A 25,289-nucleotide genomic window follows, 5' to 3' on the forward strand; every position below is an offset into this window, starting at 1 on the left:
CCCCTTCTTAACACTCACCGTTAAGAAGGGGCCCCTCCTTCCTCCAGGCGATCGGCGCGGGCGCGCAGCAGGTCGTGCACCTGCGCGATGTCCCGCGGCGAGGTACGCGCAGCCAGCCAGTACATGATCCCGGTCGGGATGAAGAAGAGCTGGAACGCGGCCAGCCCCACCGCGTAGTTCAACGGCGGCGGGAAGGCCGCCCGCAGCCCCGCGAACGCCACGCCGACCAGCCCGTTGCCCGCCGCCCGGCCGACGCCGTTGACCAGGTTGCCCAGGCTGTAGACGGTGCCCCGGTGCTCGGGCGGGTTGACGTCGGCGATCAGGGCGAACCAGTTCGGCGAGTTCGCCGACGTCAGCGCCAGCGCCACCACGGCGGTGAGCAGGCTCAGCCCCACCGACGGCTCGGTCAGCACGCTGGACAGCACGGCCGTCACCACCGCGCCGGAACGGGCGCCGTCGGGCACGTCGATGCGGATCGGCACGAAGAACAGGACCAGGTAGAACGGCAGCGCCGCGAGGATGCCGACGGCCGCGACCATGGCCCGGCCACTCGGCGTACGCCGTTGCAGCGCGTCGCCCACCAGTCCGCCCACGATGGACAGCACGCCGCCGAGCTGGAACAGCGTGGCGAAGACGCTGCCCACCACCACGGCCGTGGCCGGTGAGTAGCCCTGCGCCTCGGCCCGCTGGCTGAACAGCACCGGCAGCCAGACCAGCGAGCCGAACGCGGCCTGGGCGGTCAGCCCCTGCAGGATCAGCCAGCGGTTGGTCCGGCGGGCCAGGATCCGGGGCAGGTCGGCGCGGCTGATCCGGTAGTCGTACTCGTTCCCGGCGTCGATCGCACCGGCCAGCTCCGGTTCGCTCTGCCCGCGCCGGATGTCGTAGGTGAACAGGTACGCCACCGTGGCGGCCAGGCCCACGCCGGTCAGCAGCAGGAACGGCCGCCGCCAGTCGGTCGCGCCGAGTACGCCGCCGAGCAGTGTCCCGGCCAGCGTGCCGACGCCCTGGGACAGCCCCCAGAAGCTCATCACCAGGCCCCGGCGGCGCGGTGAGATCAGGTCGGTGACCACCGAGAAACCGACCGAGCCCACCGCGCCGAGCCCGACCGCGCCGACGAACTGCGCGACCAGGAACGTGGCGTACCCCCCGGCGAGCGCGCTGCCCCCGGTGCCGGCGGCCCACAGCAGCGTGCCGACCATGAGCAGCGGCTTGCGGTTGGTGCGGTCCCCCACGTACGCCCAGCCCACCGCCGCCACGGCGCTGACCAGGAAGCTGACGGCGGTGACCAGGCCGAGCATCCGCTGGGGTACGTCGAGAGCGGCGGAGATCGGCCCGTACAGCGGGGGCACCAGGCCGATCGCCACGTTGTCCAGCGAGGCGAGCACCACGAAGACCACGACGCTGTAGAACCGGTGTGCCGTGTTCCCGCGCCGGGAGATCCTGGTGCCCTTCATGCAGGGCAGCCAATCAGGTGCGGGCCGGATCCGGGACACCGCCCCCGGCCGGCGCGCGTGTTAAGAAGGGGCCCCTCCTCTACCGCAGGCGTTAAGAAGGGGCCCTTCCTTACCCCCGGGCGTGGGCGTAGCGCTCGCGGATGGCGGGCACCGCCTCGCCGGTGTACTCCTCGGTGTCGCCGATCGACCAGACCGGCGGGGTGTCGCCACCGAGCGCCACCCAGGCGGCCTGCCGGGCGGCGCCGTCGGCCACGTACTCGCCCGGCGGCGGCACCACCACCGGGCGGCCGAAGACCTGCGGCGCGATCCGGCGCACCGCCGCGGACCGGGCGCCGCCGCCGACCAGGATGATCCGATCGGCGCGGGCGCCCTGCGCGATCAGCGCGTCCAGGCCGTCGGCCAGCCCGCAGAGCATGCCCTCCACAGCGGCGCGGGCCAGGTGCGCCGGGGTCGAGGTGCGCAGCGTCAGACCCTTCAGCTCGCCGGTGGCGTGCGGCCGGTCCGGCGTCCGCTCCCCGTCCAGATACGGCACCAGCACCAGCCCGTCCGCGCCGGGCGGGGCGGACCGGGCCAGTTCTCCGAGCCGGTCGAGGTCGACGCCGAGCAGCGCCGCGGCGGCGTCCAGCACCCGGGCGGCGTTGAGCGTGCACACGAGCGGCAGGAACCGGCCGGTGGCGTCGGCGAACCCGGCCACCGCGCCGGTGGAGTCGGCGGCCGGCGTGTCCGCCACCGCGAACACGGTGCCGGAGGTGCCGATCGAGACGACCACGTCGCCCGGACCGGCCCCGGCGCCGAGCGCCGCGGCGGCGTTGTCCCCGGTGCCCGGACCGAGGAGCACCGGGCCGACAGCGCCCGGGCCGCCGGACCGACCGGCCGCGCCGGACCCCGCGCCGCCGCCGAACACGGCCGGGTCGAGGTGCCCGGCCACCTCGGCCGGGCCGAGCACGACCGGCACCTTCGGGCGCCGGCCGAAGGCCCGTTCCAGCAGGTCCAGCCGGTACTCGCCGGTGCGCGGCGACCAGTAGCCGGTGCCGCTGGCATCGCCCCGGTCGGTGCGCAGCGCGTCCAGCCCGGGCGCGCCGGCGAGCCGCCAGGTGAGCCAGTCGTGCGGCAGGCAGACGGCCGCCACCCGGTCGGCGTTGTCCGGCTCGTGCCGGGCCAGCCAGCGCAGCTTCGTCGCGGTGAAGCTGGCCACCGGCACCGCGCCGGTCGCCTCGGCCCAGAACCGGCGGCCGGTCTCCCCGCCGCCGGCCTCCTCGACCAGTTCCCGGGCCGCGTCGGCGGAACGGGTGTCGTTCCACAGCAGCGCCGGGCGGACCACCTCACCGGAGGTGTCCAGGCAGACCATGCCGTGCTGCTGGCCGCCGACCGAGACGGCTGCCACGTCGTCCAGGCCACCGGCCTCGGCGACAGCCGTCCGCAGAGCCTCCCACCAGGCGTACGGGTCGACCTCGGTACCGGGCGGGTGCGGCGCGCGGCCCTGCCGGACCAGCGCGCCGGTCTCCGCGTCCCGGACGACCACCTTGCAGGACTGGGTCGACGAGTCGACCCCCGCGACGAGCGGCATGGCGGCCCGCCTCAGCGCGCGCCGAGCACGTGCTCGACGGCGAGCTGGTTGAGCCGGACGAAGCCGAAGCCCTTCGCCCCGGCGGCCTCCGGGTCGAACTCCTCGAACGCGGTCCGGTCGGCCAGCAGCTCGCGGTAGCCCTCACCGGGGTTTAGCGTCGGGGTGGCCAGCTCGGCCACCCGGGCGGCGGCGAGCGCCTCGACCACCTCCGGGTCGGCGCGGAACGCCGCGGCCCGCTCCTTGAGCAGCAGGTACGTCCGCATGTTCGCCTCGGCGGAGGCCCACACGCCGGTCATGTCCTCGGTGCGGGACGGCTTGTAGTCGAAGTGGCGCGGGCCGTCGTAGGCCGGGCCGCCGTTCGGGCCGCCGTGCTCCAGCAGGTCGACCAGGGCGAACGCGTTGAGCAGGTCGCCGTGGCCGAAGACCAGGTCCTGGTCGTACTTGATGCCGCGCTGGCCGTTGAGGTCGATGTGGAACAGCTTGCCCTGCCAGAGCGCCTGGGCGATGCCGTGGGCGAAGTTCAGTCCGGCCATCTGCTCGTGCCCGACCTCCGGGTTGAGCCCGACCATCTCCGGGCGGGCCAGCGTGGAGATGAACCCGAGCGCGTGGCCGACTGTGGGCAGCAGGATGTCGCCGCGCGGCTCGTTCGGCTTGGGCTCCAGGGCGAAGCGCAGGTCGTAGCCGTTGTCGACGACGTACTCGCAGAGCAGGTCGACGGCTTCGCGGTAGCGGTCCAGCGCGGCCTGGACGTCCTTCGCCACGTCGTACTCGGCGCCCTCCCGGCCGCCCCACATGACGAACGTCTTCGCGCCCATCTCGGCGGCCAGGTCGACGTTGCGCAGCACCTTGCGCAGCGCGTACCGGCGCACGTCGCGGTCGTTGCTGGTGAAGCCGCCGTCCTTGAACACCGGGTGGTTGAACAGGTTGGTGGTGACCATCGGCACGACCAGGCCGGTCTCGTCGAGGGCCTTGCGGAAGCGGCTCAGCCGGGCGTCGCGGGTGGCCGCGTCCGCGCCGAACGGGACCAGGTCGTCGTCGTGGAAGGTGATGCCGTACGCGCCCAGCTCGGCGAGCCGGTGCACCGCATCGACGGCGTCCAGCTCGGGCCGGGTGGCGTCACCGAACGGGTCACGGGCCGGCCAGCCCACCGTCCAGAGACCGAAGGAGAACTTGTCCGCGGGGGTGGGGCGGGATGCCATGGCAGACCTCCAGGTGGTGGTGTCGTCCGCGATTTGTTCAGCGGTTGAATTAAATGGCGGCGGTGTGGCAGTGTCAAGAGGTGACAAGCGCCAGCAGCGCCGGTGCGGTCCGGCAGGGCAGCCTGCGCGAGTTGAACCTCGCCGTGGTGCTCCGGCGGATCGCCGCCGCCGACCGGCCGCCCTCGCGCGCCGGGATCGCCGCCGACACCGGCCTGACCCGGGCCACCGTCTCCGCCGTCGTGGACGACCTGATCGCCGGCCGGCTGGTCGCCGAGGCGGAGCCGGAGCCGCGTACCGGTGCGGGCCGTCCCGCCCGGGGCCTGGTGCTCGCCTCCGACGGCCCGGCCGGGCTCGGCCTGGAGGTGAACGTCGACTACCTGGCGGCCTGCGTCGTCGACCTGACCGGCGCGGTCCGGCACCACCTGGTCCGCCGCGCCGACCTGCGCCCGGTCTCCCCCGCCGACGCGCTCGCCCGGCTCGCCGCGCTGGCCGCCGAAGCACGCGCGGCCGCCGTACGCGACGGATTGACACTGGCCGGCGCGGCGCTCGCCGTGCCGGGCCTGGTGGGTGACGGCGGCCTGGTCCGGCTCGCGCCGAACCTGGGCTGGCGGGACGTGGACGTGCCGGCGCTGCTCGCCGGACACCCGCTGGCCGAGCCGGTCGACGGGGTGCCGCCGCTGGTGGTCGACAACGAGGCGAACCTGGCCGCGCTCGGCGAGCTGTACGCCGGCCCGCCCGGCCCGCGCAGCTTCCTGCACGTCACCGGCGAGATCGGCATCGGCGCCGGGATCGTGCTCGACGGCGCGCTCTACCGGGGCGCGCGCGGCTGGAGCGGAGAGATCGGTCACTTCCCGGTGCAGCCGCAGGGGCGGCCGTGCCGCTGCGGCGGCCAGGGCTGCCTGGAGCGGTACGCGGGCCAGGAGGCGATCCTGGCCGCCGCCGGGCTGCCCGGCGCGGAACTGCCGGCTGACACCGCCGCCACCCGGCTCGCCGACCTGGCCGAGGCCGGCGACCCGGCCACGCTGACCGCCCTGACCGGCGCGGGCAGCGCACTCGGGGTGGCGGTGGCGGGCGTGGTGAACCTGCTGGATCTGGACACGGTGGTGCTCGGGGGCGGATACGCCCGGCTCGCGCCCTGGCTGCGGCCGACTGTGGAGGCGGAGGTCTCCCGCCGGGTGCTCACCGCCGGGTGGGCGCCGGTCACGGTGCGGCCGGCCGTGCTCGGCGCGCAGTCCGCGGCGGTCGGCGGCGCCGGGTCGGTGGTCCGCCGGATCGTCGACCGGCCGGTGGGCTGGCTGGCCCGGACCACCTGACCCGGGATGATCCTCGACGGGCATTCCGTGCCTGCGCTCGGTACGCTTGCCGCCAGGCAACATATCCGCCGAGCGAGGGGTGCACCGACAGCATGCGCAGGGGTCGACCGACCGAAGCGCCCGGCCACCGGAGGTGACCGCCGCGCGCCGGGGCGGTGTCGCGGGGCCGGTCAGCGGCGGTGGACACGCCTCGCGGAGACGGCCCCGTCGGGGTGCCGAGGCCGCGCTACCGGCTGACGACCGCCTGGCCCGGGAACTGCTGGACGGGCTCGCCGAGGCCGTCGTGACGGTCGACCACGCAGGCGTGGTGACGCTCGTCAACGCGATGGCCGCCGACCTGCTCCCCGAGGTGGCGCCCGGCGTCGACCTGGCCGCGTGCCGGGTGCCGGCGCTGGCCGACGCGGCCGCCGCCGGATCGGACGTGTTCGAGACCGAGCACCACGGCCGGTGGCTGCGTGGCCTGCGGCGTCCCCTGGCCGACGACCGCAGCGCCTGGTACGTCCGGGACGTCACCGAGGAACGCGCGCGCACCGACGCGCTGCTGGCCGAAAGGTCGCGCACCGCGTTCCTCGCCGAGGCGGGCAGCCGGCTCGGGCTGTCCCTGCACCGCGAGCAGACGCTGCGTACCGCCGTGACGCTGCCGGTGCCCTACCTGGCCGACGCGGCAGTCGTGGTGCACCGCCCGCCTCCGCCCGCCGAGGACCAGCCGCACTGGATCCGGTACGCCACCGGCGATCCCGGCCCGGTCACCGGCCCGGCCGGCTGGCACACGGTGGAGTCGGTCCCCGGCCTGGTCGAGGCGCTCGACGGCGACCTCACCGAATCGAGTCCCTGGCTGGACGCCGAGCTGGCCGACCTGGCCGAGGTGCTGCCCGCCGGCTTCGGCCGCCCGGGCACCGTGTTGATCAGCCCGATGCCCAGCGCGGGTGGTCCAGCCGGCGCGCTGGTGCTGGCCCGCCGCCGGGAGCGGCCCGGTTTCGACAAGCGGGAGATCGGCCTGGCCCGGGAGTTCGCCGGCCGGGCCGGTGCCGCGCTGGCCGCGGCCGAGCTGTACGGCGAGCAGGCGCACCTGGCCCGGGTGCTCCAGAACAGCCTGCTCCCGCCGGCGCTGCCCCACCTGCCCGGGATGACGCTCGCCGGCGGTTACCGCGCCGCCGGGGACAGCCTGCGCATCGGCGGCGACTTCTACGACCTCTTCCCCACCGGCGACGGCGGCCTGTTCGCGCTCGGTGACGTCTGCGGCAAGGGCGTCGGCGCGGCCGTGCTGACCGGCCGGGTCCGCCAGTCGCTGCAGACCCTGCGCCTGGTCGAGCAGCGTCCCCGGGAACTGCTGGAGTTGCTCAACCGGGCGCTGCTGGACGCTCCCGACGCGGCCCGCCGGGCCCAGTTCACCACGCTCCTGCTCGGCGCGCTGCGCCGCGAGCCGGACGGCGGGCTGCTGATCCGGGTGGCGGGTGGCGGGCACCCCGCCCCGCTCGTCGTCCGCGCCGGCGGCGACGTCGACACGGTCCGGGTCGGCGGCATGCCGGTGGGCGCGCTCACCGACGCCCGGTTCGCCGACACCGAGGTCCGGCTGGCCCCGGGTGACCTGCTGCTCGCGTATACCGACGGGGTGACCGAGGCCCGGGGCGGCCCGACCGAGCCGGCCATGTTCGGCGACGCCCGGTTGCGTCAGGCGCTCGCCACCGGCACCGGGCTTCCGCCCGCCGCGCTCGTCGACCGGGTGCTCCAGCTCGTCGACGAGTGGCTGGACGGGCAACCCCACGACGACATCGCCATGCTCGCCGTGGCGGCCGGGTGACGCCACCGCCGCCTGACCGCCCCACCCCCGCGGCCGAGCGCCGGATCGGGCCGGAGACGCTCGCCGCGTACCTCGACCACCTGGACGCCGCCGACCGGGCCGGCGCTGTGGCGCTGGCACGCGGCCTGCTGGCGGACGGCTTCTCGGTCGCGGACGTCCTGGTCGACCTGGTCGCGGTGGCGCAGCGGGAGGTCGGCCGGCGGTGGCTCACCGGCTCGTGGAGCGTCGCCCAGGAGCACGCCGCCACCCACGTCAGCGAGCAGGTGGTGGACGCGCTGGGCACGACGGTCGGCCCACCGCGACGCGGGCACGTGGTGATGGCCTGCGTGGAGGGCGAGTGGCACGCGCTGGCCGCCCGCATCGTCACCGAGGTGGTCCGGGCGGCCGGCTGGCGGGTGACGTTCCTCGGCGCCAGCGTGCCGGCCCGGCATCTGGTCTCCTACCTACACCAGACCGGCCCGGACGCGGTGCTGCTGAGCTGCGTGCAGCCGAACCGGCTGGTCCGGGCGGCGCGGATGGTGGAGGCCAGCCGCGCGGCCGGGGTGCCGGTGCTCGCCGGTGGTCCCGGCTTCGGCCCGGACGGCCGGTGGGCCACCGCGATCGGCGCGGCGGGCTGGGGCGCCAGCGCCCGGGACGCGGTGGCGCTGCTGGAACGGCCGTTGTCGGCCGCGCACACCGGCGCGCCGCCGCCCCCGCCCGACGACGCGTACGTGGCGGTGCTGCACCGGCGGCGTGAGCTGGTCCGGCTCGCGCTCGCCGCGGTGGACCCGCCGCAGGAGAGCACCGAGGATGTCGCCGCCGGCATCGCGCACCTGGTGGACGCGCTGATCGCGGCCGTGCGGGTGGACGACGACCGGCTGCTGCGCGACTTCGTCGGGTGGCAGGAGGAGGCGCTGACCTCCCGGGGCGGCCGGGCGCTGCTGGACGAGGTGCTCGACACGCTGGAGCGGGCGCTCACCGAGCATCCCCGGGTGGTGGCCCGGTTGCGGGCCGCCCGCGACGGCGTGCCGGACGATCCCGGCCGCTCAGGCTGAGTCAGGCGGTACGGGCCACCGGCGGCTCACCGGAGGGCCGGGCGGGGTCGCCGATCCGTTCCCCGGACGGTTGCAGCATCGGCCAGCCCTCCGCCACAGTCGCCTCGCCTCGCCGGCCCACCTCGTCGAACTCGCGCATCCCGCGTACCAGCGCGGTCCGGCCCTCCGGGCTCATCCCGGCCAGGATCCGCTCCAGCCGGTGCCGCCGGTCGGCGCGCAGCTCGGCGAGGAGCCGGAGGGCGGCGGGCGTGAGGTGCAGCGAGATCTCCCGCCGGTCGTAACGGCCCGGCTCGCGTTCCAGCATCCCGGCCGCGACGAGCCGGTCGCACAGCCGGCTGGCGGAGGAGAGCAACATGTCGGTGAGGGTGGCGAGCCGGCGGAGGTTGATGCCGTCATACTGCTCGACGACCATGATCGCGCGTAGCTGGGCACTCGACAGCCGGCTGGTGGTGCGCTCCCGGGCCGCCTCCCAGACGGCGAGCAGGGTGCCTGCCGCCTCGTCCAGTGCGGCGGACATACTCGTTCCAGGTTCCCGGGGACTGCGCTCTTCGGTCATGGTGGGCCCGAGACTACCCCCCGGACCTGCCCGGCGACCTGTGCAAAGGAGCAAAGATGAGCGGAGCGGAGGGCCGCGCGCGCCGGGTCCTGACCGAGGCGCCGACGGATCTCATCGTGGACCGGCTCGCCGCCGAGCTGGCGCGCGCGTACGGCGTCGCCCGCACCGAGCTGTACCAGGTCGACTACCGGCTCGCCGAGCTGCTGCCGCTGGATGACGGCCCGTCGGCGATCACCGGCCCCGGCCACCCGGCCTGGCGCGCCTTCGACCACCAGGAGCCGGTGATCGCCGACGGCGTCGGCTGGTTCCCGGTGGGCATGCGCGGCGAACGCCGGGGCGTGCTGAAGGTCTCGCCGGTGCCCGCCGACCCGGACGCCCGCCGGGAGCTGGACACCGTCGCCACCGTGCTCGGGCACGAGCTGAGCGCGGTGATGGCGACCACCGACATCTACCGCACCGCCCGGCGCAGCCGGCGGCTCACGCTGGCCGCCGAGATGCAGTGGGAGCTGCTGCCCGGGCGCAGCCGGATCCGGCCGTCGTTCAGCCTGGCCGGGCAGTTGGAGCCCGCATACGCGGTGCGCGGGGACAGCTTCGACTGGTCCGACGACGGTCACCGGCTCTGGCTGGCGGTGCTGAACGGCTACGGCGAGGGGGTGGCCGCGTCGCTGCTCGCCTCGCTGGCCACGTACGCGCTGCGCAACGCGCGCCGGGCCAGGCTCGACCTGGCCGACCAGGCCGCGCTGGCCGACCAGGCGATCTACGCCCAGCACCGGGGCGAACAGCACGTCTCCGTGCTCCTGATCGAGCTGGACCTGGCCACCGGCGAGATGACCGTGGTCGACGCCGGTTCGCCGCGGCTGCTGCGGCTGCGGGCCGGTGAGGTGACCGAGCAGGAGCTGGACAAGCAGTTCCCGCTCGGCATGTTCGAGGGCACCGACTACCGCCCGCAGCGGTTCCGGCTGGAGCGCGAGGACCGGCTCTTCGTGGTCAGCGACGGCGTGGTCGACGCCACCACCGAGCAGGTGCGCTACGGCGAGGTGGCGCTGGACCGGTTCCTGCGCCGGACCGGCCCGATGGAGCCGCTGGACGCGGTCCGGTCGCTGATCGGCGACCTGCGGGCCTTCGTCGCCGGCGACCTGGTGGACGACGCGGTGGTGGTCTGTCTGGACTGGCTGGGGCCGCAGCCCTGACCCGCCCCCTCAGTACGCGCCACGGCTGTTGAGCACCGCGCCGAACGTCTTCCAGAGGATGGTCAGGTCCGCGGCCAGCGACCAGTTTTCCACGTAGTAGAGGTCCAACCGGATGCCGTCCTCCCAGCTCAGGTCCGACCGGCCGCTGACCTGCCAGAGGCCGGTCATGCCGGGCTTGACCAGCAGCCGGCGTGCCACGTCGCCGTCGTAGCGGGCCACCTCGGACGGCAGCGGCGGGCGCGGACCGACCAGGCTCATCTGGCCGAGCAGCACGTTGGCGAGCTGGGGCAGTTCGTCCAGCGACCACTTGCGCAGCAGCCGGCCGACCCGGGTGACGCGGGGGTCGTCGCGCATCTTGAACATCAGGCCGTCGGTCTCGTTGCGCGCGGCCAGCTCGGCGAGCAGGGCGTCGGCGTTGACCACCATGGTGCGGAACTTGAAGACGCCGAACTCCTCGCCGCCCTGGCCGACCCGGGTCTGCCGGAACAGCACCGGACCGCGGCTGTCGATCTTGATGGCGAGCGCGATCACGATCAGCAGCGGCGCCAGCACGAGCAGGGCGATCAGCGAGACGGACCGGTCGACGAAGCCCTTGACCAGCTTGCGGGCGCCGCGGAACTCGGGCGCCTCGACGTGGATCAGCGGCAGGCCGGCGACCGGACGGGTGTGGATGCGGGGGCCGGCCACGTCGGTGAGCGCCGGTGCCACCACCAGGTCGACACCGGTGCCCTCCAACTGCCAGCCGAGGCGGCGCAACCGGGTCGCGGTCAGCTCGCCCGAGGCGGTGACCGCCACCGTGTCGGCGCCGATCGCGGTGGCGGCCTCCGGGATGCCCCGGAAGCTGCCGACCACAGGCACGTCACCCAGCCGCTGCGGCACCGGGGCGAGCAGCGCGTCCGGGATGCACGCGCCGACCACCTGGTAGCCGGCGTACGGCTCCCGGCGCAGCGTGTGCACCAGCTCCAGCACGTGCGCGGTGTCGCCGACCACGAGCACCTTGCGGGACCAGCCGGCGCCCCGGTCGCGGGCCCGGTGCAGCCGCTTGCGGGCCGCGAACCGCGCCACCTCCAGGCCGATCGTGCCGACCGCGAAGGAGATGGCCAGGAAGCCCCGGGAGACGCCGACGTCGGCGATGTACCCGGCGATGGCGATGCCGCCGGCGAGTCGCATGCTGGCCGCGCTGACCCGGCGGTACTCGTCGGCGCCGTAGCCGAGCACCTGGTCGTCGTAGCAGCGCATCGCCTTGAGCGAGACGAGCCAGACCAGCAGGAGCGCCGGGGCGACCACCACGTACGGGATCTCGGATCCGGTCGGTTCCTCGTCGCCGAACCGGGCCAGGTAACCGACCAGGATGGCCACGGCGAGCATTGCGGTGTCCAGCACCACCAGCACCCGGATGTAGGCCCGCTCCGCGGCTCGTGTCGTCTTGCCGGGGCGTTCCCCACCGGGTCGCGACGACGTGGCAGGGGTCAACAGCGTCGCCGAGGTCACCGGTCCTCCCCACTTCGCTCAGGACCGCCCCGTCCCCGCCCGGCTCCGGTGTGGAGCCCGCGGTCGAGGCACCCGGTCATCATGCCTGGACAATTATGATTACCGATTGATTCGGACGCATTACCGTCAGTTCTCATCCCGTGCCTTGACCCGGGAAGCCTTCCGCCGTACCGGATTTCCGGTACGGCGGAAGACTAGCGCTGAGCTTCAGGTCAGCGGGGGGCGGGCGGCCGCAGCGCGATCGCCCGGAGGAAGATCTCACCGATCTTGCTGGGGTCGGTGGTGACGAAGGCGCCGCCGCCGGTGACCTTGGTGATCGACTCCAGCTCGGCCCGGTTCACCTCGGTGCCGATGCCGATGATGATGACCTGGACCGGCTGCTCGTCGTCCTTCAGCTTGTTCAGCTGGTCCAGCAGCGCCTTCTGCGAGATGCCGTCGTCGTCCTCGTTCTTGCCGTCGGTGAACAGCACGATCGAGTTGACCTTGCCCGGCTCCCAGTCCTGCTGCACCTTCTTGTACGCCGCGAGCATCGTGTCGTACAGGCCGGTGTTGCCGCTGGAGGGCTTGATCGAGGCCAGGCCGCGCTGGAGCGAGCCCCGGTTGCTGGACAGAGGCTTTATCCCGACCAGCTCGCTCCAGTCCTGCGAGCCCTGGAGGTTGGTGGAGAACGTCCAGAGGCCGATCGACCAGGAGTCGTCGAACAGCCCGAGGCCCTGGCTCGCGGCGGCGACCGTGACCTGCTCCCGGCTCGCGCCGTTGGCGGTCGCGACCGGCTTCTTCATCGAACCGGACACGTCGATGACGCAGAGCATCCGGCCCGACTGGGTGGCCACCGACCAGGTCGTGGTCGCGGTCGAGATGGCACCCGGGTCGAGGTCGGCCGCGCCGCCCTGGCCCGACGGCGGCACCTGGCTCGCGCCGCCGTTAGCCGGGCTCGGCGCGCCGGTCGGCGCCTGGAAACCCCGGCCCCAGTTGCCGTCCGGCGCGCGCAGCGCCTGCGAGGCGAGCCGGTCCTTGAAGCCCGGCGTACGCAGCACCTCGAAGAGGACCCGGGCGGCGGACGCCTTGGTCGGCTCGATGCCGGGCAGCACCGCGAACGGGTAGTCCAGCGGGATCGGCGCCGGCTCCAGGTAGAGCGCGGCGAGCCGGATCGGCGGCTTGGTGCTGTTGTAGGCGATCACGTCCTCCTCGGACAGCGCCGCCGCCCCCAGCCCGTTGGCGATCGCCGTCGGGTCGGACGAGCGCGGGAACCGCGCGAGGAGGTCCTGCCGCAGCGAGGAACGGTTGGTCGCCAGCGCCCGCAGTGCGCCGACCATCGCCTGCTGCGCCTTCGGCGAGCCGGACTCGCCGGTGGAGCTGGCCGCGGCGGTCAGCGACAGCAGGCCGGACAGGCCGGCCGCGTCCTGGGTCGGCTCGACGATCCCGGCCCGCAACGGCTTGCTGGCGGTGACCTGGGTCAGCAGGTCGGACCAGCGGAGCTTCTTGTCCGGCCACCCTATCCGCGAGGCCACCGGCTCGGGCAGCGCCACCACGACCGGGCTGCGGGCGATCGAGGCGCCGTTGGTCGGCGCGAACGCGCTGGCCCCGCCGCTCTTGAGCCGGACCAGCCAGGTCGACGAGTCCGGCACCCAGACGTCGGGGGTGACAGCGGTGCCGCTGGCCTGCCCGACGCCGGCGAGCGTGGCGCCGTGCTTGCTCGCCACCGCGGCGGCCACCTCGACCGGCTCGGACGAGGAGACGTTCACCGCGATGCAGGTCCCGCCCACCGCCGCGCCGTCGGCGACCCACTGGTCGGCCGCGGCGCGCACCGCGGGGGCGATCTCCGGGGCGGTCGCCACCGACAGCTCGATCCGGCCCGAACAGTTCGGGCCGGCCAGCTGCTGGTAGCCGAACCAGGAGCCGGCTACGACGGCGACCAGGGCGGCCGCCACGGCGGCGGCACCTGCTCCGCGGAGGTGAGAACGCATGCGATGGCGGCCAGACACGGTGACCATCTTGCGTACCTCGTGGGGTTACCACCACAACCGTTCGGACGAAAGTTACGCAGCAGAAACAGTTGATCAGCTAACTCATACGCTAAGTTACTGGTCAGTCATTTAAAGTGATGTCAATCCACTTCGGACTGTCAACTGGTGACCGTCCGGTCACGGCAGGACGCACGTCGGGCTCGCCACCGGCACCGGCTCCCCCACCGGCTCGGGCACCCCGCCGTCCGGATCGACCCGGAAGACCCTGACCATGTCGGCACGCTCGTCGGCCACGTACAGGTGCTCACCGGCGAACGCGAAGTGCCGCGGCCACTCGCCACCCGTGTCGACCTCGGCCACCAGCTCCGGCGCGACGCCGTCCAGCGCGAAGACAGCGATCGTGCCCACGCCGCGGTTGCCCACGTAGAGGAAACGCCCGCCCGGCCCGACGGCCACCTCGGAGGGCTGGACGTGCCCGGTCCGGCCGCTGGCGTCGACACGCGTCGACTGCCGCGGCCCGTCCGGCGTCAGCTCGTAGGCGGTGACAGTGGCGTCCAGCTCACCGACGAGCCAGCAGCGCCGCCCGTCCGGGTGCCGGGCCAGGTGCCGGGGACCGGTCCCGGGCGCCGTCCGCAGCCGGGGCTCCCGCTCGGTCAGCCGGCCGGTGGACGCGTCGACGTCGTACCGGTAGACGGAGTCGGTGCCCAGGTCGACGGCGAGCAGCCCGCCTCCGGCCGGGTCGGGCGAGACCATGTGGCAGTGCGCGTGCTCCTGCCGCTGCGGGTCGGCGCCGTGCCCCTCGTGCCGGACCAGGTCGGTGCGCTCCCCCGGCACGCCGTCGGCGTCCAGGCCGAACACCGCCACGCTGCCGCCGCCGTAGTTCGCCACGAACAGGTGCCGCCCGTCCGGAGCGACCGCCAGGTGGCACGGCTCCGCGCCACCGGTCTCGCGGACGCCCAGCGGCGCGAGGTCGCCGTCCGCCGCCACCCGGAACGCGCTCACCTGCCCGTCGGGCAGCTCGTTGCACGCGTACAGCACCGGCAGCGCCGGATGCCGCACCAGGAACGACGGCGACGGGGTGACCGCCACGACGCCCAGCGGGGTCAGTTCCCCGGTCGCCCGGTCCCGCCGGGCCGCCACGACGCCCTCGGCCCGCCCGCCCGTCTCCGCCGTGTAGCCGCCGATGTGGACGATCTCGTCCTGCCCGGTCACCGCTCCCACCTCTCGTCGGTCCTGCCTGCGATCCAACCAGAGGCTTCCCGGTGACGCGCCCGGTCCGTCCCACGGGGCCCGACGGATCGGGTACGGCCTGCTCAGCCCACCGGCACCGGCTCGCCGCGCTGCCGCGCCACGTGCTCGACGAGCGAGATCAGCACGAGCTTGCCCGACTGCCGGTCCCGGGCGTCGCAGAGCACGAGCGGGACGTCCGGGTCCAGGTCCAGGGCGTCGCGGACCGCCTCCAGGCCGAACCGGCGGGAGCCCTCGAAGCAGTTGACGCCCACCACGAACGGGATGCCCCGCTGCTCGAAGTAATCGATCGAGGGGAAGCAGTCGGCCAGCCGCCGGGTGTCGGCGAGCACCACCGCGCCGAGCGCGCCGAACGCCAGCTCGTCCCAGAGGAACCAGAACCGGTCCTGGCCCGGGGTGCCGAACAGGTAGACCTGGAGGTCGTCGTTGATGGTGATCCGGCCGAAGTCCATCGCCACGGTCGTCGTCGACTTCTGCTCGACCCCGGAGACGTCGTCGGTGCCGAGCCCGGCCCCGGTCAGGACCTCCTCGGTCTGCAACGGCCGGACCTCACTCAACGCGCTGACCAGCGTCGTCTTTCCGGCACCGAAGCCACCGGCGATGAGGATCTTCAAAGCCAGCGGCACTCGCGGCGCCCCCGGCTCCCGGTCATAGCGCACGGAGTCCACTGACCACCGCCTTGAGGATGTTGTCGTCGGGCAGGTACGCGGTGGCCGGTGGCCGGTGCACCGCGACGAGCCCATGGGCGAGAAGGTCGCCGAGCAGCACCCGGACCACGCCCACGGCGAGGTCCAGGTCGGCGGCGAGGTCGGCCACGGCCTTCGGCCGCCGGGCCAGCTCGATCAGGCGGCGGTGCTCCGGCTGGAGACCAGGCGTGCCGGCCGGGTCCGCGTCCGGTGTGGCGAGCACGAACGCCAGCAGATCGAAGCCGTCGACGGGTGGCCGCACCCGGCCGCCGGTGAGCGTGTACGGACGCACCACCGGCCCGGCGTCGGCGTCCAGCCACTCGTGCTGCGGCCCCGGCGACTCAGCGCGCATCGGTCCGCTCCCCCGCCGCCCGGCTCGGCGCGGCCAGGTTCTCCCCGACCCGGATGACGAGCATCGCCATCTCGTACGCCACCAGGCCGATGTCGGCGTCGGCGTCGCTGGCCACCGCCAGGCAGGCGCCCTGCCCGGCGGCGGTCACGAACAGGTAGGCCGACTCCATCTCCACCACCGTCTGGCGGACCGCGCCGCCACTCAGGTGCCGGGTGGCGCCCTTGGCCAGTCCGGAGAATCCGGACGCCAGCGCGCAGAGGTGCTCCGCGTCGGTGCGGTCCTGGTCGGTGGAGGCGCCGAGCAGGAGCCCGTCCGCCGAGAGCACCACCGCCTGGCGGGCGGCGGGGACACGCTCCACCAGGTCGTCGAGCAGCCAGTCGAGATCGGCGTTCTGCCGCGTCGTGTGCACCACTAGGCGTCCCTCTCAGTCGCGGTTCGTTGGTCCGGCGCCGGCGGGGCGGGCTGAACGGCCGGCCCCGCGGTGGTGGACGGCGTACCGGTGTCGCGCGGTTCGGTGGTGGGGGTGGCCGGATCGGTTCCGGCGGCGCGCGAGCCGTCCCGGCGTCCCCGCGCGGTGCCGGCCTGCAACGCGGACATGGCCCGGCGGGCCTCCTCCGGGGTGCGGTGGGCCGGGGTGTCGGCGACCGCCGCGCGGGGACGCGCGGTCGCGCCGCGGCGCCGGATCCGGCGGGGCAGGCCGTCGCCGTCGGCGGGTGGTTCCACAGTCGAGGCGCGGGCCGACTGCAACGGGACGACTGTGTTCTCCGACCGGTCCCGGCCCGGCCGGACCGGCCGCCCCGGCCGGGACGCAGTGGTCAGCCGGGTCACCTTGGCCAGGCGCCGCCGTTCCAGTCCGGCGGAGGCGTCAGCGCCCACCGGCGGCTCGTCGGTGATCAGTTCCGGCGGTACGAACACCGCGGCGACGATCCCGGCCGGGCGGGACGGCCGCAGCTCCACCCGTACGCCGTGCCGGGCCGCCAGGCGGGCCACCACGAACAGCCCGAGCCGGGCACTGCCGGCCGGGTCGAACTCCGGCGGCTCGGCCAGCTTGCGGTTGGCCTCGGCCAGGGCCGGCGCGGACATGCCCAGCCCCCGGTCGGTGACTTCGATGGTGTAGCCGCCCGGGGCGCTCCGGCCGCTGACGTCCACCCGGGTACCGGGCGGGGAGAACGTGGTCGCGTTCTCGATCAGCTCGGCGAGCAGGTGGATCACGTCGCCGACGGCCCGGCCCAGCACCCCGGCCGGCGCCACCTCGCCCACGTCGACCCGGTCGTACGCCTCGACCTCGGAGATCGCGCCGCGCATCACGTCGACAGCGGCGACCGGGCGGCGCCAGCCCCGTCCGGGCGCGGCACCGGCGAGGATGACCAGGTCCTCGGCGTGCCGCCGCAGCCGCGTCGCCAGGTGGTCGACCTGGAACAGCCCGGCCAGCTCGTCCGGGTCCTCGGTACGCCGCTCCAGCCGGTCCAGCAGCGCCAGCTGCCGGTGCACCAGCCCCTGGCTGCGCCGGGCGAGGTTGAGGATCACCTCGTTGAAGCCCCGGCGCAGCGTGACCTCGTCGACTGCGGCGCGGACAGCGGTCCGGCGCACCTCGTTGAAGGCGCGCGCCACCTGGCCGATCTCGTCGCCGCCGTGGTCCAGCTCGGGCGCCTCCCGGGCGACGTCGACCTCCTCGCCCCGGCGCAGCCGCGCGACCACGTCGGGCAGCCGGCGTTCGGCCACCTCGGTCGCGGCGGCGCGTACGCCGGTCAGCCGCTGCGCCAGCGACCGGCCGACCCGCAGCGCCACCAGCACGCACACCACGATCGCGATCAGGCCAAGCACACCGGCGGCGGCGAGCTGCACGAGGATCCGGGTGGCCATCGGCACCGACCGCTCGGCCAGGGCGTCCGCGCCGCGCAGCTCGAAGTCGCGCAGGCTCTGCCAGACCTCGGCGTGACCGGTGTCCCACGCCCGCATGTCGAACCGGGCGGGCAGCGCGGCCGAGCGGATCAGGCTGTCCTGGAGCGCGCGCAGCTGGACGAACCCCGCGCCCTCGGTCATCCGCTGGTACGCGGTCCGCTCCCCGGGCGGCAGGTCGGCGACCGCGATCTCGGCCAGGAAACGCTGGTTCTCGACTGTGCGTACCAGTTGCTCGTGCTCGCCCTCGGCGTACCGGCCGGCGGTGACCGCGCCGGCCAGCAGCGCGTCGGCCTGGCCGAGCAGCTCCCGGGAGCGGCCCAGCGCGGTGAGCGCCGTCGCCTCCCCGTTTAGCTGCGCGTCGGGCAGCGCGGCCATGGCGCCGAACGCCTGGAACGCCGAGGCGATCATGCCACTGTAGAGCCCGACCGCGCCGGCCCGGTCGACCTTCCGCTCGTCGATGAAGGCCCGCCCGGCGGGCAGCGCGTCGAGCGCCGAGACCAGTTGGTCGAGCCGGTTGTCGAGCTGGGCGTCGGCGACGTCGCGCAGGTCCCCGCCGTCGACCTTCCGGCGCAGCTCGGCGATCGCGTCGTCGGTGCGTACCCGCTGCTCGGTCAGCTCGGGGAGGGCGCGGTCGCCGGCGAGCTGGACCACCGACAGCCGCCGCTCGCGTTGCAGCTCGGCCACCACGGCCTCGCCGGGACGGCCCAGGTCGTAGAGGAGGGTACGCGCGGAGAGCAGGTCGAGCGCGGGCCCGAAGGTGAGCGTGGTGGCGAAGATCCACAACGCCAGCAGCCCGGTCACCGGGCCGATGACCAGCGCGGTCAGCTTGGCGCGGATCGGCCAGTCACGGGTGTTCAATCAGACCTCGCCCGGGAAGGTGTCGCTCGGTGGCGCCGGCAGCGGCCGTCACGTTCGCCGGCCACGACGCCGGGCCCCGGCCCGGACGCCTTGGGCAGGATACGTAATCCGGGGCGGATGCACTACCGGCCGTCTCGGCTCTCGCTACGGTCCGAGACGGGCAGGAGGGCCTCAGTCGGACATCGGCCCGGCACCGGACGGCGGTCGCGACACCGCGTCTTTTTCCCGGCCGGGGCGGAAAGTGCGGCACAACGGGATTGGCGATCACCCGCACGAGGGAATACCAGCGTGCGAAGGAGGAGCCATGTCGTCCACCCAGGTAGTCGTCATAGTCATCGTCGTCGCCGTCATCGCCGCGCTCGTCGCGGTCGCCGTGGTCGCCAGCCGCCGCCGGGCGCTGCGCGAGCGCTTCGGCCCCGAGTACGACCGGGTCGTCGCCGAGCAGGACAGCCGCAGCGCCGCCGAGCGTGAGCTGCGGGAACGCGAGCGCCGGCACGCCGAGCTGGAGCTGACCCCGCTGAGCCCGGAGTCCCGGGCCCGCTACGCCGCCGCCTGGGAGGAACTCCAGGTGCGCTTCGTCGACTCTCCCGCGGAGACCGTCGGCGAGGCCGACGAGCTGGTCAGCCGCCTGATCGCCGAGCGCGGATACCCCACCGGGGACTTCTCGGACCAGATCGCCCACCTCTCCGTCGAGCACGCCCGCACGCTCACCCACTACCGCGACGCCCACGAGATCCGGCAGCGCAACGAGCGCGGTGAGGCCGGCACCGAGGACCTCCGGCAGGCACTCGTGCACTACCGGGCCCTCTTCGCCGACCTGCTCGGCGAGGACCCGGTCGCCCCGCAGCAGCCGGAGCAGCGCCACCCCGACCACGACCACGACGTCCCGAGCCGCTGAGGAGGCCGCCGCCATGCGCCAGGAGGAACAGCAGGACACGCAGGACCACCCCGAGGCTGTCCGGTCCGCACCGGTGCCGGTGCCGGTGCCGGGTGAGCACACCGGCGCCGGCCGGCGCGACGCCGACCGGGCCGACGTGCCCGAGGACGCGCTGGACGACCGGGGCACCTTCGACGACCCGGCGGTCGCCGACGACCGGCGCGACGCCGAGGTCGACGAGACCCGCGCCTACGACGCCGGGGAACTGCGCGACGCGGCCGACCGGACCGACGACGACGGGCGGGCCCCGTACCACGAGCCGGCGCCGCTGCCGACGGCGTTCGGGGCGGCCTCGGTGGGCGACGCGGTCGCCGCCTCGGCCCTGGCGGGCGGCCGTCCGCAGGACGAGCGCGACGCGCGCGACGAGGACACCGCGGCGCCGGGCGACGGCGCGCCGGGCCGCACCGACCCGCTGGACGACGAGCGGGCCGACCCGACGGCCGGGGACCGCCTGCACGACCGCGACCGCTGGGACGCCGAGCACACCGGCGCCGCCGACCGCGACGGGGACGGCGACGGCGCCGTCCGGGACGACCGCACGGTCGACGGCGTGGTCCGGGACGACGCGGCGGCCGACGGCGCGGTCGGGTACGGCAGCGCCGAGCCCGGCCTGGTCGACCCGGACGCCGAGCCCGTCTCCACGGCCGGCGACGCCGACCGGCGGCACGACCGGGTGGACACCGACAGCGCCACCGCGGCGGCGGGCGCGGCAGCCGCCGGGGCGGCCGGCACGACGCTGTCCGGCACGGAGCGGCCCACCCCCGGCGCGGTACCGGCCGACGCCGCGACGCTGTTCGCGCCGGAGGCCGCGCAGGGTTTCCGGGACCGCTGGCGGGACGTGCAGCTCCGCTTCGTGGACGACCCGCGCGCCGCGGTCGGCGAGGCGGAGTCGCTGGTCGAGGAGGCGATCGAGGCGCTCTCCACCGCCCTGCGGGAGCAACGCACCCGACTCGGCGCCTGGCAGGAGTCCGGCTCCACAGACACCGAGCAGCTCCGGGTGGCCGTGCGCGGCTACCGCGACTTCCTGGACCGCGTGCTGGGCCGCTGAGAGACCGCCACGAGGCCCCGGCCGGTGACCCGGCCGGGGCTTCCGCGTGCCCGGACCGAACAGCAGGTATGAAACTTCGCAATCGGGGTACGTGCGGGCGGCGGTGCACACGAGGGGAGCACGGGCATGGGCGGCGGCGGCCTGCGGTTGAACATGAACGCCCTGGACTATCTGATCCTGGCGCTCTACTTCGTCACGGTGCTCGGCGTCGGTTTCGCCGCCCGGCGCGCGATCCGTACCAGCGTGGACTTCTTCCTCTCCGGCCGCTCGCTCCCCGCCTGGGTCACCGGCCTGGCGTTCGTCTCGGCCAACCTGGGCGCGCTGGAGATCATCGGCATGGCCGCCAACGGCGCCCAGTACGGCATCATGACCGTGCACTACTACTGGATCGGCGCCGTGCCGGCGATGGTCTTCCTCGGCATCGTGATGATGCCGTTCTACTACGGCTCCAAGGTCCGCAGCGTCCCCGAGTACCTGCGGCTGCGCTTCAACCGCCCCACCCACCTGCTCAACGCGATCAGCTTCGCTGTCGCGCAGGTGCTCATCGCGGGCGTGAACCTCTACGCGCTGGCCCTGATCATGCAGGCGCTGCTGGGCTGGCCGCTCTGGTTCGCGATCATCGTCGGTGCGGCGATCGTGCTGGCGTACATCACCGTCGGCGGGCTCTCCGGCGCGATCTACAACGAGGTGCTCCAGTTCTTCGTGATCATCGCCGGTCTGGTGCCGATCACGGTGATCGGGCTGGTCAAGGTCGGCGGCGTCAGCGGCCTGATGGACGCGGTCCGCGACTCCAGACTCGGCGAGGCCGGACTGCACGCCTGGGAGGGCACCGGCGGCACCGGCAACCCGCTCGGCGCGCACTGGCTGGGTATCGTGTTCGGCCTGGGCTTCGTGCTCTCCTTCGGCTACTGGACCACCAACTTCGCCGAGGTGCAGCGCGCCCTGTCCGCACGGAACATGAGCGCCGCCCGGCGTACGCCGATCATCGCCGCGTACCCGAAGCTGCTCATCCCGGCGGTCACCGTGATCCCCGGCCTGATCGCCCTGGTCACCGTGAAAGGACTGGGCGCCGACGAGGGCGACCTGGTCTACAACAACGCGATCCCGCTGCTCATGCGCGACCTGCTGCCCAACGGCGTCCTCGGTATCGCGGTCACCGGCCTGGTGGCCTCGTTCATGGCCGGCATGGCGGCGAACGTCAGCGGGTTCAACACCGTCTTCACGTACGACATCTGGCAGGCGTACTTCCGGCGCGACCTGCCGGACGAGCACTACGTGAAGGTGGGCCGGATCGCCACCGTCGGCGCGGTGGTCATCGGCATCGGCACCGCCTTCATCGCGGCCGGGTTCAGCAACATCATGAACTACATCCAGGCGCTGTTCTCGGTCTTCAACGCGCCGCTGTTCGGCACGTTCATCATCGGCATGTTCTGGCGGCGGATGACGCCGCTGGCCGGGTTCTGGTCGCTGCTGTCCGGCACCGTGGTCGCCACCGCCACGTACCTGCTCTACAAGGGCGGCGTGATCGGCTTCAACTCGGACCTGGAGGAGAGCTTCTGGGGCGCGGGCCTGGCCTTCGCCACGGTCGCGGTGGTGGCCGCGATCGTCACGCCGCTGACCCGGCCGAAGACCGACCGGGAGCTGACCGGGCTGGTGTACGGCCTCAGCGACACCACGCTCGCCGACGACTCGCTGGCCGGCGACGCCGCCTGGTACCGCTCCCCGGTGCTGCTCGGCATCGTCGCCGTGGTCCTCGCCGCCCTGTTCTACATCCCGGTCTTCTGAAGGAGGGGACGCACGCCATGGCAGACGACGCGGACCGCCACTACCAGGGCGGCGAGGCGCACGACCCGCTGGTCGACGAGACCGAGGACGCCCGGGAGGAACGCTCCGCCGCAGCCCGGCTGTTCGACATCCGCCGGGTCATCGGCGGCCTGTTCGTGGTGTACGGGCTGATCGTCGGCCTGATGGGGCTGTTCGACACGTCCGCCGAGATCGACAAGGCGCAGGGCGTCCGGATCAACCTGTGGGCCGGCGCGGCGATGCTGGTGTTCGGCCTGCTGATGCTCCTGTGGCAGCGGCTGCGCCCGACCGAGGCGCCGGAGCCGCACCGCGACGAGTCCTGACCCCTCCGCCCGCATGGCGCGGCCCGCACCGGGTACGCCACGGGGATCACGCGAAGGGACAGGAGGGCAGCAGCATGACCGATCGTGACCGCGGTGGCGAGCGGCCGCTGGAGGAGACCCCCGAGGTGGCCGCGGCGGTGGACGACGACAGCACGGTGCCCCAGTTGCGCAACGGCGGCACCGACCCGGACAACCCCACCTTCACCGAGCCCGACGGCCCGGTGCCGGACACCGGGTCGCCGAACCTCATCGGCGACCCGTACGCGGCCGGGACCGGCGCGACAGGCACCGGTACCGGCGCCGCCCCGGACGACATCCGTACCGGCGCCGAGCAGCCCTGGGATCCGGAGGACCTGGTGCAGGCCCGGGGTCAGGACGTGACGCCGGAGAACCTGGAGCGGGCCCGCCGCGACCTGGCCGAGCTGGGCCGGGCGGCGATCGAGCGCACCGTTCCCTGACACCGGAACGGCCGAGGGCCCCTGGCCGACGTGGGCGTCGACCAGGGGCCCGGGGAACCCGCGCGGCGGTGCCTCACTCCCGCCGCCGCGGGTGGTCCGGCCGCGTCAGGAGAGCGGCGGGTACGCGTTCTGCATCAGCTGCTGGAACTGGGCCGCGAACCACGCACCGGAGATCGGCGCGTCCGGCAGGGCGCCGGACATGCTGTTGCCGTTGCGGGCGTTACCGGTGTACGTCGGGTCGCACATCCGGTCGAAGCCCTTGCCCTCGTTGTTCGGGATCTCCTTGCTGGAGCCGTCCGACTCACCCGGGGGCTTCACCCAGACGTAGGCGTCGATCCCCGACTCCGGGTTGGCCCGCGGCCGCTCGCCGAGACCCGCACCGGCCTGGTTGCACCAGTTGCCGGCGTGGATGCGGCGGTCGACCCGGCCGCCGTCGACGTAGGCGTCCACACTGGTCGACGGGCCGGGGCCGGTGGGCCGGGCGGAGCCGCCCCAACCGTTGCGGGAGGTGTCGATCAGCATGCCGATGTTGCTGTCGAAGCCGACCGAGACCAGCTTCTGCCGGAACGCCTGGGCGAACGACAGCTCGTCGACGTACTGGTTCCAGTCGATCCACTTCGACTGCCGTACGGTCTGGCCGTTCACCGAGTCGGTGACCTTGACGTACGGCTCCTTCAGGGCGGAGTAGTTCGCCGTGTTGACGATGAAGCCGTGCACGTTGGCGACGGTGCTGCCGGACGCCACGGCGGCGGCCTTGAGCTGGTCGGCGACCGGGCCGAAGTTGCTGTCCCAGCCGATCCAGCCGTGGTGGGCGGCGTCGACGTAGTTGTAGACGTTACCGAGCGAGCCCAGCTTCGCCAGGGCGTAACCGACGCCGTTCACGTACGCGCCGTTGGCCTTCACGGTGTCACACATGACGGTGCCGCCCGCGTTGCCCGAGGTGTTGGTCACCAGGTTGGGCAGCGAGTCGATCTCGATGATGTTGATGATGCGCAGGTTCCGGTACTTCGCCTCGCCCTGGATCGCGGCGATCGGGTCGATGTACTGGGCCTTGTAGCGGGGCAGCTCGTCCGGGCCCAGCTCGCCGTTGGAGGCGAGCGCGGCGCAGTCCCGGCCGGGCAGGTTGTAGATGACGAACTGGATGTAGCCGGCGCCCTGGGCGAGCGCGGCGTCCAGATGGTCACGGACCCCCATCGCGCCGTTGGAGCTGCTGTCCGGCGTGCCGTTGATGGCGGCGATCCGGTCGAGCCAGACCGCTGTCGGGCTGTTCGACACCCGGCTGCCGCCGGACACCGACTCGGCCTTGGCCTTCCACTCGGGGTTCACGTACCCCTTCACACCGGCGTACGGGTTGTCGACCCGCTGCCCGGGCGGCGGGGTGGTCGTCGGCGGCGTCGAGGTCGGCGGGGTCGACGTCGGCGGCGTGCTCGTGGGCGGGGTGCTGGTCGGCGGCGTGCTCGTCGGCGGGGTGCTGGTCGGCGGCGTGCCGCCGTTGCAGACCGTGCCGTTGAGCGTGAACTGGGTCGGCTTCGGGTTGCTGCCGCTCCAGGAGCCGTTGAAGCCGATGGTGGTGCTGGCGCCGCTGGCGAGCGACCCGTTGTACGACTCGTTCTGCGCTGTGACGTTCTGGCCGCTCTGGGACCACCGCGCCGACCAGCCGTTCACCACCCGCTGCGAGCTGTTCGGGAAGGTGAAGCCGAGGTTCCACGAGCTGAGCGCGTCACCGATGTTCCTGATGGTCACGCTGGCGGTGAAGCCACCGGGCCAGTCGCTGGTGGTGTAGGTAACGCTGCACTGGGTGGCGGCCTGCGCCGCGGTGACCGGGAGGGTCACCAGTCCACCGGCTACCAGGACGCCGGCGCCGGTGAGCGCAAGCGTCCGGTTCCGGCCGGACAGCCTTCTCCACAGATTCATGCCACTGATCTCCTTGGGCGAGACCGGATCCGCGTACGGCCCGGCGCAAATGGCGGCGGCGGCCGTCCTGCGGGAACGACCGTGCGCGCCACGGGTTTCTTCGGGGGACGCCCGACCCGGACGGGCGTTGTGGGGGTGGTGGTGCCGACCGGTCCGCAGGACCGGCCGATGGAGCCGGACGTCGGCCG

General features: G+C 74.0%; 21 protein-coding genes. 9 read left to right on the plus strand and 12 right to left on the minus strand.

The features are described 5' to 3' along the window. Positions 1-20: 20 nt before the first annotated feature. From O7622_RS27740 to xylA, 3 genes are all read right to left on the minus strand, one after another. A complete protein-coding gene (locus O7622_RS27740; RefSeq protein WP_282311036.1) occupies positions 21-1,454 on the minus strand; it encodes an MFS transporter in 1,434 nt (477 codons plus the stop codon). 109 nt (positions 1,455-1,563) lie between these two features. After that, positions 1,564-3,021 (minus strand): xylulokinase, encoded by a 1,458-nt coding sequence (gene xylB, locus O7622_RS27745; RefSeq protein WP_282311037.1) that lies wholly within the window; start codon positions 3,019-3,021, stop codon positions 1,564-1,566. An 11-nt stretch (positions 3,022-3,032) separates the two neighbouring features. Then, complete coding sequence (gene xylA / locus O7622_RS27750) at positions 3,033-4,220, minus strand: xylose isomerase (RefSeq protein ID WP_282311038.1); 1,188 nt, start codon at positions 4,218-4,220, stop codon at positions 3,033-3,035. A gap of 53 nt (positions 4,221-4,273) precedes the next feature. On the opposite strand from xylA, the gene O7622_RS27755 reads away from it, so the two are divergent. The 3 genes from O7622_RS27755 (at position 4,274) to O7622_RS27765 (ending at position 8,368) form a co-directional block, all read left to right on the plus strand. Further along, the gene (locus O7622_RS27755; protein ID WP_282311039.1) at positions 4,274-5,533 is read left to right on the plus strand and encodes an ROK family protein; all 1,260 of its coding nucleotides are present in this window, start codon (positions 4,274-4,276) and stop codon (positions 5,531-5,533) included. Between the two features lie 283 nt (positions 5,534-5,816). Beyond that, positions 5,817-7,334, plus strand: coding sequence for a PP2C family protein-serine/threonine phosphatase (locus O7622_RS27760; protein ID WP_282311040.1), 1,518 nt, complete (start codon positions 5,817-5,819; stop codon positions 7,332-7,334). Continuing rightward, positions 7,331-8,368, plus strand: coding sequence for a cobalamin-dependent protein (locus O7622_RS27765; RefSeq protein ID WP_282311041.1), 1,038 nt, complete (start codon positions 7,331-7,333; stop codon positions 8,366-8,368). The genes O7622_RS27760 and O7622_RS27765 overlap by 4 nt, the downstream gene beginning before the upstream one ends. 1 nt (position 8,369) lies before the next feature. On the opposite strand, the gene O7622_RS27770 is transcribed toward O7622_RS27765, so the two are convergent. Beyond that, complete coding sequence (locus O7622_RS27770) at positions 8,370-8,885, minus strand: MarR family transcriptional regulator (protein ID WP_282311042.1); 516 nt, start codon at positions 8,883-8,885, stop codon at positions 8,370-8,372. Between the two features lie 95 nt (positions 8,886-8,980). On the opposite strand from O7622_RS27770, the gene O7622_RS27775 reads away from it, so the two are divergent. After that, positions 8,981-10,114: a PP2C family protein-serine/threonine phosphatase gene (locus O7622_RS27775; protein WP_282311043.1), complete on the plus strand. Its 1,134-nt coding sequence runs from the start codon at positions 8,981-8,983 to the stop codon at positions 10,112-10,114. A 9-nt stretch (positions 10,115-10,123) separates the two neighbouring features. On the opposite strand, the gene O7622_RS27780 is transcribed toward O7622_RS27775, so the two are convergent. The 7 genes from O7622_RS27780 to O7622_RS27810 form a co-directional block, all read right to left on the minus strand. Further along, positions 10,124-11,605, minus strand: a complete 1,482-nt coding sequence (locus tag O7622_RS27780) for a sugar transferase (protein WP_282311044.1) — start codon at positions 11,603-11,605, stop codon at positions 10,124-10,126. A 212-nt stretch (positions 11,606-11,817) separates the two neighbouring features. Continuing rightward, positions 11,818-13,572: a substrate-binding domain-containing protein gene (locus O7622_RS27785; RefSeq protein ID WP_282311045.1), complete on the minus strand. Its 1,755-nt coding sequence runs from the start codon at positions 13,570-13,572 to the stop codon at positions 11,818-11,820. Between the two features lie 177 nt (positions 13,573-13,749). Then, on the minus strand, positions 13,750-14,784 hold the full coding sequence (locus O7622_RS27790; RefSeq protein ID WP_282311046.1) for a lactonase family protein: 1,035 nt from the start codon (positions 14,782-14,784) through the stop codon (positions 13,750-13,752). A 101-nt stretch (positions 14,785-14,885) separates the two neighbouring features. Further along, positions 14,886-15,488, minus strand: a complete 603-nt coding sequence (locus O7622_RS27795; RefSeq protein ID WP_013288179.1) for an ATP/GTP-binding protein — start codon at positions 15,486-15,488, stop codon at positions 14,886-14,888. Continuing rightward, on the minus strand, positions 15,469-15,858 hold the full coding sequence (locus tag O7622_RS27800) for a DUF742 domain-containing protein (RefSeq protein ID WP_013475407.1): 390 nt from the start codon (positions 15,856-15,858) through the stop codon (positions 15,469-15,471). The genes O7622_RS27795 and O7622_RS27800 overlap by 20 nt, the downstream gene beginning before the upstream one ends. After that, positions 15,848-16,270 carry a roadblock/LC7 domain-containing protein gene (locus O7622_RS27805; RefSeq protein ID WP_282311047.1) on the minus strand — a complete coding sequence of 141 codons (423 nt, stop codon included), beginning with the start codon at positions 16,268-16,270 and terminating at the stop codon, positions 15,848-15,850. The genes O7622_RS27800 and O7622_RS27805 overlap by 11 nt, the downstream gene beginning before the upstream one ends. Continuing rightward, a complete protein-coding gene (locus O7622_RS27810; RefSeq protein WP_282311048.1) occupies positions 16,270-18,618 on the minus strand; it encodes a nitrate- and nitrite sensing domain-containing protein in 2,349 nt (782 codons plus the stop codon). Before O7622_RS27810 ends, O7622_RS27805 begins: the two co-directional genes overlap by 1 nt. A gap of 304 nt (positions 18,619-18,922) precedes the next feature. Between O7622_RS27810 and O7622_RS27815 the strand changes: the two genes are divergently transcribed. The 5 genes from O7622_RS27815 (at position 18,923) to O7622_RS27835 (ending at position 23,187) form a co-directional block, all read left to right on the plus strand. Continuing rightward, the gene (locus O7622_RS27815; protein WP_282311049.1) at positions 18,923-19,516 is read left to right on the plus strand and encodes a hypothetical protein; all 594 of its coding nucleotides are present in this window, start codon (positions 18,923-18,925) and stop codon (positions 19,514-19,516) included. 13 nt (positions 19,517-19,529) lie between these two features. Further along, on the plus strand, positions 19,530-20,603 hold the full coding sequence (locus O7622_RS27820) for a hypothetical protein (RefSeq protein ID WP_282311050.1): 1,074 nt from the start codon (positions 19,530-19,532) through the stop codon (positions 20,601-20,603). 126 nt (positions 20,604-20,729) lie between these two features. After that, positions 20,730-22,388 carry a sodium:solute symporter family protein gene (locus tag O7622_RS27825; protein WP_282311051.1) on the plus strand — a complete coding sequence of 553 codons (1,659 nt, stop codon included), beginning with the start codon at positions 20,730-20,732 and terminating at the stop codon, positions 22,386-22,388. 17 nt (positions 22,389-22,405) lie between these two features. Continuing rightward, positions 22,406-22,729 (plus strand): hypothetical protein, encoded by a 324-nt coding sequence (locus O7622_RS27830; RefSeq protein ID WP_282311052.1) that lies wholly within the window; start codon positions 22,406-22,408, stop codon positions 22,727-22,729. Between the two features lie 74 nt (positions 22,730-22,803). After that, positions 22,804-23,187: a hypothetical protein gene (locus O7622_RS27835; protein ID WP_282311053.1), complete on the plus strand. Its 384-nt coding sequence runs from the start codon at positions 22,804-22,806 to the stop codon at positions 23,185-23,187. 105 nt (positions 23,188-23,292) lie between these two features. Here the strand turns inward: O7622_RS27835 and O7622_RS27840 are convergent, their stop codons facing one another. Beyond that, complete coding sequence (locus tag O7622_RS27840) at positions 23,293-25,101, minus strand: glycoside hydrolase family 6 protein (protein ID WP_282311054.1); 1,809 nt, start codon at positions 25,099-25,101, stop codon at positions 23,293-23,295. Between the last annotated feature and the right edge of the window lie 188 nt (positions 25,102-25,289).

It is taken from the genome of Micromonospora sp. WMMD1076, assembly GCF_029581475.1.
In the GTDB taxonomy this organism is placed as follows: domain Bacteria; phylum Actinomycetota; class Actinomycetes; order Mycobacteriales; family Micromonosporaceae; genus Micromonospora; species Micromonospora aurantiaca.

Coding starts and splice junctions, on each gene's coding strand:
- O7622_RS27825 (WP_282311051.1), top strand. CDS start 20,730: ATGGGCGGCGGCGGCCTGCGGTTGAACATGAACGCCCTGGACTATCTG.
- O7622_RS27770 (WP_282311042.1), bottom strand. CDS start 8,885: ATGTCCGCCGCACTGGACGAGGCGGCAGGCACCCTGCTCGCCGTCTGG.
- O7622_RS27740 (WP_282311036.1), bottom strand. CDS start 1,454: ATGAAGGGCACCAGGATCTCCCGGCGCGGGAACACGGCACACCGGTTC.
- xylB (WP_282311037.1), bottom strand. CDS start 3,021: ATGCCGCTCGTCGCGGGGGTCGACTCGTCGACCCAGTCCTGCAAGGTG.
- O7622_RS27785 (WP_282311045.1), bottom strand. CDS start 13,572: ATGCGTTCTCACCTCCGCGGAGCAGGTGCCGCCGCCGTGGCGGCCGCC.
- O7622_RS27775 (WP_282311043.1), top strand. CDS start 8,981: ATGAGCGGAGCGGAGGGCCGCGCGCGCCGGGTCCTGACCGAGGCGCCG.
- O7622_RS27835 (WP_282311053.1), top strand. CDS start 22,804: ATGACCGATCGTGACCGCGGTGGCGAGCGGCCGCTGGAGGAGACCCCC.
- O7622_RS27840 (WP_282311054.1), bottom strand. CDS start 25,101: ATGAATCTGTGGAGAAGGCTGTCCGGCCGGAACCGGACGCTTGCGCTC.
- O7622_RS27800 (WP_013475407.1), bottom strand. CDS start 15,858: ATGCGCGCTGAGTCGCCGGGGCCGCAGCACGAGTGGCTGGACGCCGAC.
- O7622_RS27820 (WP_282311050.1), top strand. CDS start 19,530: ATGCGCCAGGAGGAACAGCAGGACACGCAGGACCACCCCGAGGCTGTC.
- xylA (WP_282311038.1), bottom strand. CDS start 4,220: ATGGCATCCCGCCCCACCCCCGCGGACAAGTTCTCCTTCGGTCTCTGG.
- O7622_RS27755 (WP_282311039.1), top strand. CDS start 4,274: ATGGCGGCGGTGTGGCAGTGTCAAGAGGTGACAAGCGCCAGCAGCGCC.
- O7622_RS27830 (WP_282311052.1), top strand. CDS start 22,406: ATGGCAGACGACGCGGACCGCCACTACCAGGGCGGCGAGGCGCACGAC.
- O7622_RS27815 (WP_282311049.1), top strand. CDS start 18,923: ATGTCGTCCACCCAGGTAGTCGTCATAGTCATCGTCGTCGCCGTCATC.